At 32.8% G+C, this 13,467-nt stretch carries 15 protein-coding genes; 5 read left to right on the top strand and 10 right to left on the bottom strand.

The genetic code is table 11. The annotated features are described in order from the left end of the window. Positions 1–17: 17 nt before the first annotated feature. Positions 18–410 carry a hypothetical protein gene (locus LPB88_RS12370; RefSeq protein ID WP_230715970.1) on the bottom strand — a complete coding sequence of 131 codons (393 nt, stop codon included), beginning with the start codon at positions 408–410 and terminating at the stop codon, positions 18–20. A 194-nt stretch (positions 411–604) separates the two neighbouring features. On the opposite strand from LPB88_RS12370, the gene LPB88_RS12375 reads away from it, so the two are divergent. Further along, positions 605–1,036, top strand: coding sequence for a DUF6326 family protein (locus LPB88_RS12375; protein WP_230715972.1), 432 nt, complete (start codon positions 605–607; stop codon positions 1,034–1,036). Between the two features lie 2 nt (positions 1,037–1,038). Here the strand turns inward: LPB88_RS12375 and LPB88_RS12380 are convergent, their stop codons facing one another. Together LPB88_RS12380 and LPB88_RS12385 are read right to left on the bottom strand one after the other, a co-directional pair. Then, complete coding sequence (locus LPB88_RS12380) at positions 1,039–1,425, bottom strand: helix-turn-helix transcriptional regulator (protein ID WP_230715974.1); 387 nt, start codon at positions 1,423–1,425, stop codon at positions 1,039–1,041. A 233-nt stretch (positions 1,426–1,658) separates the two neighbouring features. Then, positions 1,659–2,063 (bottom strand): hypothetical protein, encoded by a 405-nt coding sequence (locus tag LPB88_RS12385; protein WP_230715976.1) that lies wholly within the window; start codon positions 2,061–2,063, stop codon positions 1,659–1,661. Positions 2,064–2,376: 313 nt separating this feature from the next. On the opposite strand from LPB88_RS12385, the gene LPB88_RS12390 reads away from it, so the two are divergent. The 4 genes from LPB88_RS12390 (at position 2,377) to LPB88_RS12405 (ending at position 3,832) form a co-directional block, all read left to right on the top strand. Continuing rightward, positions 2,377–2,526: a hypothetical protein gene (locus LPB88_RS12390; protein ID WP_230715978.1), complete on the top strand. Its 150-nt coding sequence runs from the start codon at positions 2,377–2,379 to the stop codon at positions 2,524–2,526. Positions 2,527–2,544: 18 nt separating this feature from the next. Continuing rightward, positions 2,545–2,928, top strand: coding sequence for a hypothetical protein (locus tag LPB88_RS12395; protein WP_230715980.1), 384 nt, complete (start codon positions 2,545–2,547; stop codon positions 2,926–2,928). Between the two features lie 192 nt (positions 2,929–3,120). Then, positions 3,121–3,531, top strand: coding sequence for a hypothetical protein (locus tag LPB88_RS12400; protein WP_230715982.1), 411 nt, complete (start codon positions 3,121–3,123; stop codon positions 3,529–3,531). Between the two features lie 19 nt (positions 3,532–3,550). Continuing rightward, positions 3,551–3,832 carry a PrgI family protein gene (locus tag LPB88_RS12405; protein ID WP_230715984.1) on the top strand — a complete coding sequence of 94 codons (282 nt, stop codon included), beginning with the start codon at positions 3,551–3,553 and terminating at the stop codon, positions 3,830–3,832. A gap of 227 nt (positions 3,833–4,059) precedes the next feature. Here LPB88_RS12405 and LPB88_RS12410 read toward each other — a convergent pair whose 3' ends face one another. The 7 genes from LPB88_RS12410 to LPB88_RS12440 all read right to left on the bottom strand — a co-directional run bounded on the left by LPB88_RS12410 (position 4,060) and on the right by LPB88_RS12440 (position 13,246). Next, positions 4,060–4,434, bottom strand: coding sequence for an STAS/SEC14 domain-containing protein (locus LPB88_RS12410; protein ID WP_230715986.1), 375 nt, complete (start codon positions 4,432–4,434; stop codon positions 4,060–4,062). Positions 4,435–4,632: 198 nt separating this feature from the next. Beyond that, positions 4,633–5,412, bottom strand: a complete 780-nt coding sequence (locus LPB88_RS12415; protein ID WP_230715988.1) for a DUF2490 domain-containing protein — start codon at positions 5,410–5,412, stop codon at positions 4,633–4,635. A gap of 144 nt (positions 5,413–5,556) precedes the next feature. Beyond that, positions 5,557–6,180, bottom strand: coding sequence for an outer membrane beta-barrel protein (locus tag LPB88_RS12420; RefSeq protein ID WP_230715990.1), 624 nt, complete (start codon positions 6,178–6,180; stop codon positions 5,557–5,559). A gap of 396 nt (positions 6,181–6,576) precedes the next feature. Then, a complete protein-coding gene (locus LPB88_RS12425; protein ID WP_230715992.1) occupies positions 6,577–8,346 on the bottom strand; it encodes a RagB/SusD family nutrient uptake outer membrane protein in 1,770 nt (589 codons plus the stop codon). Between the two features lie 3 nt (positions 8,347–8,349). Continuing rightward, positions 8,350–11,640 (bottom strand): TonB-dependent receptor, encoded by a 3,291-nt coding sequence (locus LPB88_RS12430; protein ID WP_230715994.1) that lies wholly within the window; start codon positions 11,638–11,640, stop codon positions 8,350–8,352. A 74-nt stretch (positions 11,641–11,714) separates the two neighbouring features. Next, the gene (locus LPB88_RS12435; RefSeq protein WP_230715996.1) at positions 11,715–12,638 is read right to left on the bottom strand and encodes a FecR family protein; all 924 of its coding nucleotides are present in this window, start codon (positions 12,636–12,638) and stop codon (positions 11,715–11,717) included. An 83-nt stretch (positions 12,639–12,721) separates the two neighbouring features. After that, complete coding sequence (locus LPB88_RS12440) at positions 12,722–13,246, bottom strand: RNA polymerase sigma-70 factor (RefSeq protein ID WP_230715997.1); 525 nt, start codon at positions 13,244–13,246, stop codon at positions 12,722–12,724. Between the last annotated feature and the right edge of the window lie 221 nt (positions 13,247–13,467).

Below are 13,467 nucleotides of genomic sequence, written 5' to 3' on the forward strand. Positions count from 1 at the left end.
TTTAAATTTCAAAAGTACTAATTGCCTGCTTTTATATTATTGACAAACACAAGTGTCTCCATATTACTCATATTGGTAAGGGATAAAATGCCATTTTTATTTTCGTTTATTCCATTTATTTTAAAACAAAACTCGTTGCCGTCTTTATCCATTAAGGTTAAATACTCAATAGTGTCATCTGAATTATTTTGGCACGAATGTGAAATGTTATAGTGATACATTACCTTGAAGGCATTGTTGATAAAGTTTGACACTTTTCCATCTGAGCTAAACACCCATTTTGTGCTGTGATTTTGATCGCTATACCAAGTTCCAATAATTTTCTTTGATGAAGGATCTTCATTTTGGTTATTTCCAAAAGTTGTAGGGATTTGCAATAACAATATTAAAATTAAAAATAGCTTTTTCATATCTTTTATTGTTTAATTATCTATTTGATTACCAAGCTTATTCTTGAAACATTTCTCGTCATACAAAAATAATACTTAATTGATTAATAGCATATTTTAAACAAAGATTAGATCCTAAAGTTATATATGAAACTTCAAACTTATAAATTGTAACAAAAACTCAGATATTTCGTCATACTTAAAAACTACACCTTATGGATACCAAACACAATACCAACAGTTTAAAAGATTTTGAAGTGAATGTAAAAATCAAACTTGCTTTTCTCTGGACATCGGTAACCTTGTGTTATTTATATGGGGATTATTTTGAATTGTATGTGCCTGAAAAAACTGCAGGACTTGTAAAGGGAGATAATTTACTTGACAATCCTGTCAAATTATTTATGGCAGCATTTTTACTAGCCATTCCGGCTGTTATGGTGTTTTTTTCCATTCTCTTAGAACCAAAAATCAATAGATTATTAAATATCATATTTGGCGTATTCTTTACCTTAATTATGGTATTAATTGCTTTTACATCACTAACACCCTGGAAAAGCTTTTATGTTTTCTTGGCTTTACTCGAAAGTGCCATTACAATTCTGATTGTATTTTATGCCTTGAAATGGCCAAAAGAGGCATCATAATTTCAAATCTCCCCAAATTTCTTTTTATATCGTTCCAGTTCTGCTTCTGTTTTATCAAGGAGTTTTTCTAAAAGTTTTATTTTATCTTCATATAGAGCTTTTAGTGTCGCGGTATTTTCGGTATTAATGAGGATACTTCCGTTATTGTTTCCTATGACTTTATTGAAATTCCCAAAATAACGCTCACCATCAAAACTCAAAATATCTTCGACACTCACTTCTAAAATACGGGCAATTTCAACGAGTTTTACATAGGATAAAATGGTTTTCCCTTTCTCAATTTTACTATAACCTGCCTGGGTAAGCCCAAGTTGTTCTGCCATATATTCTTGCGTATAATTCTTTAACTCTCTGATACTTTTTATTTTATTTTTTATTGAAGTGGGCATATGTTTTCTTTTGGAATGTGGAACAGCTAAACCAACTCAATACCAGAATTTAGTATTACAGCCAGAGCGTCTTGAAATGCATGCTAAAACTATTTCATATAAAGGGAAATGAAATAAATTTTTTGTTATTTTTTTCTGGTAGTAATCACAAATCCGTATACTACTGCAATAACGATGCACACTAAATCGCAACTGGGAAATAAGGATAATAACATTTAGTAAATTTTAGAAGATTAGGCAGTTTTCTTTACCATTCGATCAAACTCTAAGCTTAGGTATTGATCAATTTGTTTGCCTATTAAATTCCGGTCTTCGGCTTTGATTTTGATTGTAATTTCTTTTTGATAAATATCCCGAACCAAAACAGAATATTCAAATTCTGCACGATCATTAAATCTTAAAATGATAAGAAAAGTGTAACATAATACCGTTGGAATGATATAATACAAGTCGACCATATCTGAGAAAATCATACAGTAATAAGCTAAGGCAGTAATGAGGATAAACATGGTGTTGACAAGAAAATAGGTTTTCTTTTTTCGCAATATTGCAAGTTCAACTATTTCATCAAAAGAATATTGCCATTGATTTTTGCCATAACAAAAATGGACTTGATTTGGAGTAAGGTTAACGAACATAATAATAGTAGGTAAAAAACAATTTAGGACTTTGTTTAAGAAATATTGCAGTACTTTTATGCAAAAAAACTCTCTTGGGCAATATTACGCAATAACTTCTTTTTTTTCTTACAGCACATCTTATAGAATATAACTAAAAGTTATAATTAAATCCAAAACACAATTTATTGCCTATACTTGTCTTTTCTCAGAAAAAACAAGCCCTACATTATAAACTACTGTTAATTATACAATTAGATTTTATTTTTCTGTAAGGACAAAGGAGCTATTAGGGAGTAGATTTGTAACATATAAATCCTTAAAATTAAATGTTATGAATACTAAAGACCAAAAAAATAGCAGCACTGCAACTTCGGGTGCAAAATCTATGGATAAAAAAATAGATACTAAGGAAACCTCTCCAAAAAGAGAAACACCTTATGTAAAAGAAACGAAGAAACCTTCGACAAAAAACAATAATTAATTCTAAAGTATAATCACTATGGAAAATGGAAACAATCAAAATTACGATCGGGATAATCGTGATTTTAATCAGATCTTAGATACTATTATTGGTAAAGAAAATGCAAATCAAGATGATAAATATCAAAATCACGAAGAGTTTATAGATGATCTGAATCATCAAACCAATGATTATAACAGGAATGAAAATAGTCCAAATAGTGAACCTATCATCAATGGTGAAGATCAAATTACAAATGATCAAGAACCGGATGATTTTGACGATGATTTCGATCAAGATGATCTTGATGATGAAGATGATGAAGATGATGATTCAAAGAAAGATAATTCGCTATATATAGAGCAAGACCTGGACCAAGTATCTCATGACCCGTTTCCTAGTCTCGATCCAGGGAAGATATAGAGATTTTACAATACAATAAAATAGATAACCGTTAAGGATTTAAACTTAGCGGTTATTTTTTAGCAAAAAAAAGTAATGTAAAATTCTATAATAAATAATCAAAACTATATAATTTTTCTTCTTAAGAAATAAGTAATTTTAAGCTATGGATTTTTTACAAATTAAAATTGTTTTTAGAAAATATAATAGCTGATGGATATCACAAATCAAATCATCTGGTTGTTTGTTCTCGCTATTCCAATTGCCTGTATCAGTTGGACGGTCACGCATGAAGAAATTTTCAAAGAACCACGCGAGTGGTGCGTAAAACAGTCCAAAAATGGCAGGACACTTTTGGGCAGAAAGACATTTTATCTCTTTACTTGCGAGTACTGTTTTAGCCATTATGTCACAATTGCTTTTTTGGCTCTTTGTAATTATAAACTTTTCTTAAATGATTACAGAGGTTATATTCTGGCAGGGTTTTCGCTTGTTTTCTTGGCAAATGTATATATGAGCCTTTTTGCGTTATTAAGACAAGCCATTAAAAAAGAAAAAGTAGAAATCGAAAAAATAGAGAGTCAAACTGATATAGAAACATCTCTAGATAATAAAAAAGTATAACACACAAATTTAATAAATCATGGAAAATTTAAATTACATAGACCCTTTACTTCACGGAATTACTCCTGAAAAAAACAATAACAGAATACCTAATCCATCTGCTAAACAATTGCTTTTTGCCGGAGTTGGTTCTCTTATTGCCGGTGCCCTTCTCAAAAAAGCAGGTCAAAATAAAACAGCTGCAGTTGTAGGCGGTCTAGCATTGCCATTAATAGCTACTGCCTGCTACAAACAATATTCTAAAATTTGCAAAGAAAAAAGCGAACTAAACGATAGTAGTGGAATTGAATATAATCACTAGAAATTTTGATTCAGGTTTATCTTGTTTCAAGTTTTCTTTGTTTCAGGTTTCAAGTTGAGAACGTAAAAAATGGCCACGAATTCACGAATTTTTTTACATAGTAGTAGACTATCATTCGTGAATTCGTGGCTGTTTTTTTATCAGAAATTAAGTTTGGTTCAATCCCGAACTTGAAACAAAGAAAACCTGAAACTTGAAACAAATTTTTAAAACCTGAAACAATTTTATCAGGAGATATTTATATTTCCTTCGACCCAATTTAAGGCTTTGTTAAATGCTTCTTTTTTAAAGCCATGAAATTCTCCCGGAACTACATAACTAAATCCGTTGGTGAAGGAGATTATTTCTTCTGAATCTGAAATTATTGCCGCGCGATTCCATTTTCCAAGATGTTTTAATTCCAGTAAGGCATCTTGTAACCATGCCCCTGAAGTAAATTTTTCTACATCAGTATCTAAAACTAACAAAAAATTAATTTCATTGGTTTGTTTTACTAAATGCTCCACTGCAGGAACTACTACATTTAAAAAATCTTCTGTGGTAACTTCTGCTAATGCTCTAAATGCTACAATATTATCTGTTGTGTCAATTTGATGTATCATAATATTTCTATTTTGAATGTTATTAATGCCGGGTGATGTGATTTTAATTTTTCATTGAAGTTCCTATCAAAAATACCTATAGAATATTGTTTAAGTATTATATCATCTCAGAGTATTTTTATAAAATAACTATGTTTTATCCCAGCTACTAAGTTACTGATAATCTGCGACTATTAAACTTCTAGGGGCTATGTTTTTTTATAAACCTCCGTTTCCTTCGTCTACTGCTTTTTTGGTCCTCTTGAATGATTTGATCAGGTCTGGGAGAAAATCATTAAAAATAACTTTTACCTGTACGGCATTAACAAATTTATCGGTGTCCTTTCTTGGCATGATTTCGTTATTATACGAAACTTCAACCAGCAAATCTTTGACAAATTCATAACCAAGTCCTAATGTAAACCTGTTTCGGTCAAAATTCTCAGGACCACTTACCTGGCTATCGGTCTTAAAAAAAACTTCATCGGCAGCAAAACAGTACAATACGCCTTTGTGTATTTTAACATCGTTGATAGGATATACGGACTTGACCTGAAACCGAAGGCGTTCTACTGCTTCAAAATAACCATCGTCGTTATGAAGATGCCGGTCTTCGAGCCGCAATCTTAAATTTACTTTTATTCTGTAATCTTTGAATAAGCTATAGCTTAACTGTAATGCCGAACGCCATTCCGGCGCTTCACTCTGATTGAGTTCCGGTACATTTTTATTGGAATAGTACGCATAAAATATGGACATTTTCCATCGATCGCCCGGATAATAATGTGCCCAGCCTCTAAGATAAGTCTGTGTGATATAATGAAAAATAGCTTTATTCTCAGAGGTACTACTGGAAGTAAAACCAGCATCTAGTTCGACTACCCAATTCTGACTTAAAGGTTTTGTAAAAGCATATTCATTCCAAAACTGATCTAGATTGTCTGTCTGTGAATTTGCAATTGTTGTAGCCAGTAAGAGAAAATAAATTATATATCTCATTCTTTGTTTTGTGTCTGCAACGAGACGGAATTTACTTTTGTTAGTATAGTTTTATAAAGCATACTGGTAGCTAAGAAAGCGAAAACACAAATTAATGCGTTTTCGCTTTTTATCTAAGTTTTTTAAAGCTATTTAAAATCTTCTTTATTTACTAAAATCGTAACTAAGTGAAGCTCCTAAACCAAATTGATAAGTTGATGCATAATCGGTAAAACCTACCACACCCCAATAATTCGACCAGTAGTAATCAGTACCAATAGCCGCCGACATTGATTGTAAGTAAGCATGAAGATTAATTGATAATGGTGAATTGGTTTTTATTTTTACACCACCTTTAATTTCCCATGCAAAATAAGTTCCACTGCCGCTTTGTGGAGTTTCAAGAATTGCAATACCAGCGCCAGCCCCTAAAAAAGGTTGCAGTTTTTGTGTGCTTGAACCAAAATAATAAGTATAATCTAGCAATACATAATTGATAGCTCCTTTATCGTCTCCAGCATTAAGTTGTATTCCTGTAGGACCATAAAACGGCATTTTCGTATCTAATCTATTGTATTTTAACTCTATCGAGCTATTCTCCATAAAGAAATACTCTAATCCTGCGCCGTACTCAAAACCGTCTTCTACAGAAGCGTGAGCATTGTCAAAATCTACTCTGTCTGAAAAAGTATAACCTCCATACAGATTTAATAAAAATGATTTTGAACTTTGAGCTGACATTGCCAGCGAAAAGAAAAAAACAACGAATAATAAATGATTCTTTTTCATAATTTGATTTTTTTTTTAATGGGTTGCAATTTTATTAAACTACAGCGTTTAGATACTTGATATTATAAATTTTACCTTACAATATTTTTCTCATTGCCACTATAGCCTTGATTTTACATTTTTCCAAAATTATCCAAAATGAAAATAAAAATGTTCCCAATTTTGTCTCTTAATGGTTTCAAATTCTAATTTGCAACCATTATTTTAAAGGTTCTGAGACGATAAGGTGCTGAGGTACTAAAGTTTTCTGTTTCCATTTTCTATTGCCATTAATTCGAACGTAAGACGCACTGCTGTGCATCTCTACAAACTAAGGTGTGAATTGCCTATAACAACAAAAGCCTGCTTCTTTCGAAACAGGCATTTTGTAAAAAAAATAAAACGAACACAAAACTTTTAATTATATCCTTGATTTTGTTTGATTACCTTTTGGTCAATAACGGTTTGCGGAATTGGAAATATTCTTCTAAAGGGTTGGGTAGCCGCTTTTGCAGTTCCTGGCAAATCGAATTTTCCAAAACGAATACTCTCTGGTCTTCTTTGTAATTCCCAGTACAATTCAAAACCTAATTCTTTATACAACTGATCTGAGTCTAAAGTAGTAAGTGCTTTTCCGGGAGCATTTCCAAATAACGATTCTCTTTTTCTGCTTGTACGCAACTTATTTAGATCGATCATGGCTAAACCTTCGCTTCCTTTTCTAAAATAAGCTTCAGCTCTCATAGCATAAATTCCTCCTAAACGAAATAACGGAATATCAACATTGGAGTTACCATTTCCTCCTTCGGGATCAAATTCATATTTAAAAACACGAGCGCCCTGATTGATTTCGTTTTGAGCAAAAACAGATTTAGTAGGATCTGCAAATGTTAATGATGGCGTAAAATTCATTCTTGTAGTGGTACTTTTTTCCATAACCAATGGAGAAACTTTGATACGGTTACCTAGCATTTCAAGAGATCCTGAAGGCAATAATATAGGACCATATTGAAGTCCCGCCTGAATTCCTCTGTTAAAGTGGAACCACGGTAGCGCCGGGCTGCTTTTAGGTACAATGTCTGTTGCGGGAACACTTACATCTGTACCATCATTCATAAACCATGTACCATCAGCATATTGATAATGTTGTTCAAATCTTGGATCGTCATGATTACCATCCCATGATGCGTAGAATTCCGGAGTTATACAGGCGGCATTTGTTCCTCTGTTTGCCGCAGATGTTCTCTGGTTACGCTCCATAGATACATAAGCAAAACTGTTTGAACCATTACGGATGTAATCTATCTTTTGAGAAATTGCAAAAATAAGTTCTGTACCATTCTCGTTAGTTCTTGCAAAGTTTTTGAAAAAATCACTCTCTAAACTATATTTTCCAGAATCGATCAATAATGATGTATAATAAATAACACGGTCCATATCTGTTCCTGTGCCAGTTACTGCTGGTTCATTAAAATTAAAAGTAGATGTAGCATTGTAACGATCTTTAAAAACCGCACGATTCAAATACATATTAGCTAAAAAAGCATAAGCAGCTTGTTTGGTAAATCTTCCGTGGTGTGTTCTTTGAGTACCAGAATCAGCCAAATCCGGTATTAGGGCTTCAACATCTTTTATTAACTGGTCAATTTGAGTATCAGCTTTTAAAATTTGCAAAGGTCCTGCAACATCCATCGGATCTCTATATGGCGCTTGTCCGTATAGATCTAATGTAGTGTAGGTATAAAAGGCTAAAAGTGCTTTTGATTCTGCCAAAAATAATGTCTTTTCTGGAAAAGTGCCAGCTTGTGCTGACCTAATTGCAGTCAAAGAACGTGTAATTCCGTTATTCAATAAATCCCAGTTAGAAACTATAATAGCATTAGTTGAACTCCATGTAAATTCGTGCATATCTCTCCATTTTCCACCATCTCCCCAGTCACTTCCGCGAGTTGGCAAAATAGCCTCGTCAGTGGTATATTCCTGCATGGCAAAAACGGCTCCGTGATCCGTAAAAGTTCCGTCTCCAAGTCTGTCATAAGCTGCCGAAAGTGAGCCGGCAGGATCTGAAACAGAATTTCCTGATTTTTCGTCCAAAACAACTTCATTTAAATCAGTACAACTGTTTAAGAGAAAAATAAAAGAGAATATTGTTAAAATTTTTATGCTAAAAAATGTATTTGTCTTCATGATTTATAATTTTAAAGTTGCTCCGAAACTCAACGTTCTCGAAGTTGGATAAGCCGCATAATCAATACCAATAGATTGATTTCCTCCACTTGATTTTGGGGTATTAACTAATGGATCAAATCCTGAATAATGCGTTATTGTAATTAGGTTATTTCCTGTTACATAAAGTGTTAATCCGTTTAACCAGTTGAGTCCTTTTAAGTCGAAATTGTAACCAATACGCGCTGTATTTAATCGGATAAAATCAGATTTTTCTAAGAAAAGAGTCGACAAAATTGGTGAGTTTGTTGAGTTTGCTCCAGACTCATAATAATTTGTAGCAACGTTTCTATCAGAAGCCAGGTTGTTGATATTTAAGGCGTTTAATCCTGTATTATTCAATAAATAACCTCCTGTTTGACCAATGATTGAGAATGAAAAACTAAAGTTTTTATATCTCATATCACTATTAAACCCGTAGTAAAAAGTTGGCAGTGCTCCTTCGATAATAACTCTGTCGCTGTTATCGATTTTACCGTCACCGTTTTGATCTTGAAAAATATTAGCTCCGTTTGCATCAAAGCCAATATGCTTTAACAAATAGAAGGAACCCGCAGCATAACCACTTTTATAAATATTAGCATTTACTCCAGATTGTCCAGGACCTGAAATAGTTCCTGTTAAGATTTCTGAAATCGGCAAATCTTCAATTTTATTGTTTAATGTTGCTCCGTTAACATCAATATTCCAGCTAAAATCTTTAGTGTCAATTAATTTTGAACCTAACATAAACTCAAAACCTTTGTTCACAATTTTACCTTGATTACTAAGATTCATCCAAACTGTTGGTGTTGGGCTCAATAGCGGCGAAGGAACGTTTAAGATTGCATCTGTGGTGGTTTTGTTGAAATAATCAAGTGTTCCGTACAATTTATCTCTCCATAAACTAAAATCCAAACCTACGTTGTATTGTGTTACAACCTCCCATTTTAAATCAGGATTTGGTGTTCTAACTACAGAAACTCCGTTTACTAAATTTAAATCATCATATAAATAATATCCATCAGCCCCCGATAAGGAATAACTTGCTTTGGTAATTTTATTCTCAACTTCCTGATTTCCTGTTTGTCCCCAGCTCGCTCTTAACTTTAAGTTGTTTAGCGCCGTTAGATTTTCTAAGAAACTTTCTTTAGAAATATTCCATCCTAAAGCAAATGAAGGAAAGTAACCGTATTTGTTATTATCACCAAAACGAGTAGAACCATCGGCTCTTATCGAAGCCGTTAAAAGGTATTTTTCATTGAAAGTATAATTCAGCCTGCCAAAGTAAGACTGTAATTCGTTTTCCTGAGCGTAACCAGAAAGTACAGGCAGTATGCCTTTAAATCCAGGATTGATTTCCGGTTTTACACCAACACCTTTTTCACTAATACCTTCAACACTAAAACTTGTACCTGATCTTTCGAATTTTTGATAAGAGAAACCACCCAAAGCTTCAATTTTATGTTTGCCAAATGTTGTATTGTAGGTTAAATAATGCTCCACTAATGAGTTTTTTGAGTCAAGATTATTCTGAACATATTTACCTATTTTACTTATATCGGTTATGTTTGGATAAATAGTAGTATTTCTTTCAGAGGTTGAACGATCTATACCAATGTTTAGTTTATATTCTAATCCGTTGACAATTCTAAAAGAAGCTTCAATATTTCCTAAAACTCTCAACGTATTGGTTTGATCCTCATAAATACTCAGTAAATAAGCAGGGTTATAATGCGCGTTCATATTAAAGTTGGTATAGTTTCCGTTTGCATCAAAAACTGACCTTGTTGGATTAGCCATCAAAGTATGTACGATCAATTGTCCGTTAGAACCCCCGTCATCACTTGTAGGAACCCCGTCATCTGTAGTCTGGCTCGCTGTAAGATTCACTTTTAATTTTAAACGTTTGTTGTCTAAAAATGATTCAGCGGCATTAATTCTACCTGAGAGACGTTTGAAATTACTGTTACGAATAATTCCTTCCTGATTCATTTGTGCAACAGATGCATAATAATTTCCTGATTCTGTTTGTTTTGCAAAAGACAAAGCGTTGTTTGTAGTAATCGCAGATCTGAAAATTACATCCTGCCAGTCTGTATTTCCACCATGATCAAATGCTTTATCTTTTATAGCATTTCTATACTGGCTTGCATTTAAAACATCCAATTTATGAGCAACATTCGAAACTCCCATATAAGAATCAAACGATAATGTTCCTTCGCCTTTAGATCCTTTTTTAGTAGTAATCAAAACAACTCCGTTAGACCCTCTAGCCCCATAAATAGCAGCAGCAGAAGCATCTTTTAAAACGGTAATCGATTCGATATCACTTGTATTCAAAAAGTTTAACGGATTCTTCGCAGTCGAACCTCCAAAACCAACATTGGTTCCCGTTGGGCTTACATCATCATTAGACAATGGCATACCATCAACTACGAACAAAGGTGTACTTCCGCTTCTGATAGATCCAACTCCACGAATTGTAACATTTACTCCAGCTCCCGGCTCTCCACTTGTACTTACAACACGAACACCAGCTACTTTTCCTTGCAATAAATTGTCTGGCGAAATATTAACTCCTTGTCTAAAATTTGCTGCTTCAAGTTGTGTTACAGCTCCGGTAACATCTTTTTTAGATTGTTTACCATAACCAACCACCAAAACCTCATTAAGCTCAGCTGTGTCTGGCTCTAACTGAATGGTCATAAAACCACTTTGTACTGCAACTGTTTTCTTTTTATAACCAACATACGAAACGTCGATTGTTTTGCCTTCTCCAACAGTAATTTCAAAGACTCCATCAAAATCAGAAACTACTGAATTTGAAGAACTTGTTTCGGTAATGCTTGCACCAGGAATTGGCACTTTATTCTCATCAACAATTTTTCCTTTTACTTTAATTCTGTCAATTGCTTTACGCGAAATTGTTTTAGGAGCTTCTGTTTTTTGAATTAAAACTAATTTTCCGTTAATGTTATAATTGAAATTAGCTTTTTTAGAAAGATCGTTTAAAATTAATGTCACTGAATCATCCGAAAGATCTACAGTATATACTGTATTATCAGCGATAATTGCTTGTCCGTAACTAAATTTATAATCTGTTTGTTTGCTTAGTTTTGAAAAAATAGAAACTAGTGTCGCTTTTTCTGTTTTATTTTTTAATTTTGAATCTTCTGGGAAATTAGTTTTACTGTAACCACTTTGAATGGCCAGTAACGCCAGTACTAAAAAGACAATTCTCTTTAGATTTAAATAGGAAAGTTTAAAATACATGATTTAAGTTATTGGTTTTTTATCGATACTTAATTATTAATGGCAGTTGTTCTCAGCAACTGCTTTTTTTGTTTTTAATCCACTTTTACTATTTCGCCATAAACTTTGAATTTTAGGTTTGTGATATAATTAATTTGTTCTAAAACATTCTCTAATGATGCGTCCTTCTTTATGAACACCGTTAATGGCGTTGCTAATACGTGCTCATTATTGTATTGAAATGAAACTCCGTATTTATATTGTAAAATCGTAATAACTTGTTTAAGAGTAGTTTGATCCAGCGTTACATCTGTATTATACCAATTAACCAAAAAGGATTTATCGGCCATTTGTTTGGATAATTTTTGAGATTCAAACAAAGCCTCTTCGTTTGGTACCAAATCAACACTTTGCCCTTTTGAGCTAACATTTACTTTTCCGGTAACGACAATTACTTCACATTTTGATTTTGATAACTGAATGTGGAATGAAGTTCCTACTACTCTGGTTTTAATTTCGCCCGAAGAAATTATAAAAGGATGCTTTTTGTCTTTGGCAATTTCAAAAAATGCATTTCCTTTTAATAGCGAAACTTTTCTTTGGTCTCCTTCAAATTTTTCAGGATACTCAAATAATGAATTTGCTGCCAGATAAATTTTCGAGCCATCACTTAATTCGATAGATTTGGGGGTATCTGAGGTTTTAAATGATAGTTGCTTTTCGACAGCAATATTTGGTCTAAAGAAAAATCCTAAACCAACAAGAAAAAGAATACTGGCAGCTGCCATGTATTTTAAATAAGGATTGAAAGTTTTTTTCTTCCCTATTCTAAGTTGAATATTTTCGTAGATTTCCTGAGAAACTTCATCTGAATTTCCCATCGAAACGGCATTCCATTTTGAAAGCTGATATTGTGTAAAAGCAAAATCATTAAGTAGATTTTCTTCTGCAATTGAAGTTTTTTCTCGTGAACTTTTATCTATAAGATATTCTAAACTATGTTTGATTCTTTTTATCATAATACTTATTATTACTAGTAAGTACCAGAAATCTCAAATCGTACTATCCGGAAATATTATCAAACCATTAACAGAAAGTTATCTTAAAACTTTTGATTCAAAATAATAAATGGAGCAAGCCAGGCAAGGTCTTTTAAGCCTTCGCGCAATTGTTTTAAGGCCGAAGAAATTTGATTTTTAACCGTTTGTTTCGAAATTCCGAGTTCATCTGCAATTTGATCAATCGACATATCCTGAAATTTATACATCAACAAAACTTCTTTTCGTTTCTGGGGAAGTTTATCTAATAAGGAATAAAGTAAATCCATTAATTCAGGATCGATCGTCGCAAAATTATCTATAATATAATCTTCAAATTGATCCTCGAGAATCGTCTTGTCAAAGCGGTTATTCTGGTAGTGTTTGAAAACCTGATTTTTTACTGCTCGAAACAAATAAGGTTCGATTGCATTTATATTCACATCATCTTTTCTTTCCCATAAATCAATAAAAACATCCTGAACTATATTCTGTGCCAAGTCTTTATCCTGAGTCATCGTATACGAAAAGGCATTGAGCTTTTTCCAGTATTCTGTATACGTTTTTTCAAAAATTTCAGGGTTTTTCATAACTAATTTGGGGACTATTTGGTGATGTAAAATAATAAAATGTTATACCAAAGTTTTTTGCCTGAAGGTTATCTTTAAATTAAGGAATCAATTCACTTGTTTTATTAATACTACTTTTTTCAGGCAAAAATCACAATGGGTTTGCGATTTCTTTTTCTTTAACTAACATAAAAACCAAATCGCATATTTAATTTAGTGCACACTTAAAAAAGGTGATTTTC

Source organism: Flavobacterium sp. JAS (assembly GCF_020991455.1).
Classification (GTDB): Bacteria; Bacteroidota; Bacteroidia; order Flavobacteriales; family Flavobacteriaceae; genus Flavobacterium.

Excerpts from the sequence above, each read along its gene's own strand:
- LPB88_RS12370 (WP_230715970.1), bottom strand. The coding sequence starts at position 410 with ATGAAAAAGCTATTTTTAATTTTAATATTGTTATTGCAAATCCCTACA.
- LPB88_RS12375 (WP_230715972.1), top strand. The coding sequence starts at position 605 with ATGGATACCAAACACAATACCAACAGTTTAAAAGATTTTGAAGTGAAT.
- LPB88_RS12380 (WP_230715974.1), bottom strand. The coding sequence starts at position 1,425 with ATGCCCACTTCAATAAAAAATAAAATAAAAAGTATCAGAGAGTTAAAG.
- LPB88_RS12385 (WP_230715976.1), bottom strand. The coding sequence starts at position 2,063 with ATGTTCGTTAACCTTACTCCAAATCAAGTCCATTTTTGTTATGGCAAA.
- LPB88_RS12390 (WP_230715978.1), top strand. The coding sequence starts at position 2,377 with ATGAATACTAAAGACCAAAAAAATAGCAGCACTGCAACTTCGGGTGCA.
- LPB88_RS12395 (WP_230715980.1), top strand. The coding sequence starts at position 2,545 with ATGGAAAATGGAAACAATCAAAATTACGATCGGGATAATCGTGATTTT.
- LPB88_RS12400 (WP_230715982.1), top strand. The coding sequence starts at position 3,121 with ATGGATATCACAAATCAAATCATCTGGTTGTTTGTTCTCGCTATTCCA.
- LPB88_RS12405 (WP_230715984.1), top strand. The coding sequence starts at position 3,551 with ATGGAAAATTTAAATTACATAGACCCTTTACTTCACGGAATTACTCCT.
- LPB88_RS12410 (WP_230715986.1), bottom strand. The coding sequence starts at position 4,434 with ATGATACATCAAATTGACACAACAGATAATATTGTAGCATTTAGAGCA.
- LPB88_RS12415 (WP_230715988.1), bottom strand. The coding sequence starts at position 5,412 with ATGAGATATATAATTTATTTTCTCTTACTGGCTACAACAATTGCAAAT.
- LPB88_RS12420 (WP_230715990.1), bottom strand. The coding sequence starts at position 6,180 with ATGAAAAAGAATCATTTATTATTCGTTGTTTTTTTCTTTTCGCTGGCA.
- LPB88_RS12425 (WP_230715992.1), bottom strand. The coding sequence starts at position 8,346 with ATGAAGACAAATACATTTTTTAGCATAAAAATTTTAACAATATTCTCT.
- LPB88_RS12430 (WP_230715994.1), bottom strand. The coding sequence starts at position 11,640 with ATGTATTTTAAACTTTCCTATTTAAATCTAAAGAGAATTGTCTTTTTA.
- LPB88_RS12435 (WP_230715996.1), bottom strand. The coding sequence starts at position 12,638 with ATGATAAAAAGAATCAAACATAGTTTAGAATATCTTATAGATAAAAGT.
- LPB88_RS12440 (WP_230715997.1), bottom strand. The coding sequence starts at position 13,246 with ATGAAAAACCCTGAAATTTTTGAAAAAACGTATACAGAATACTGGAAA.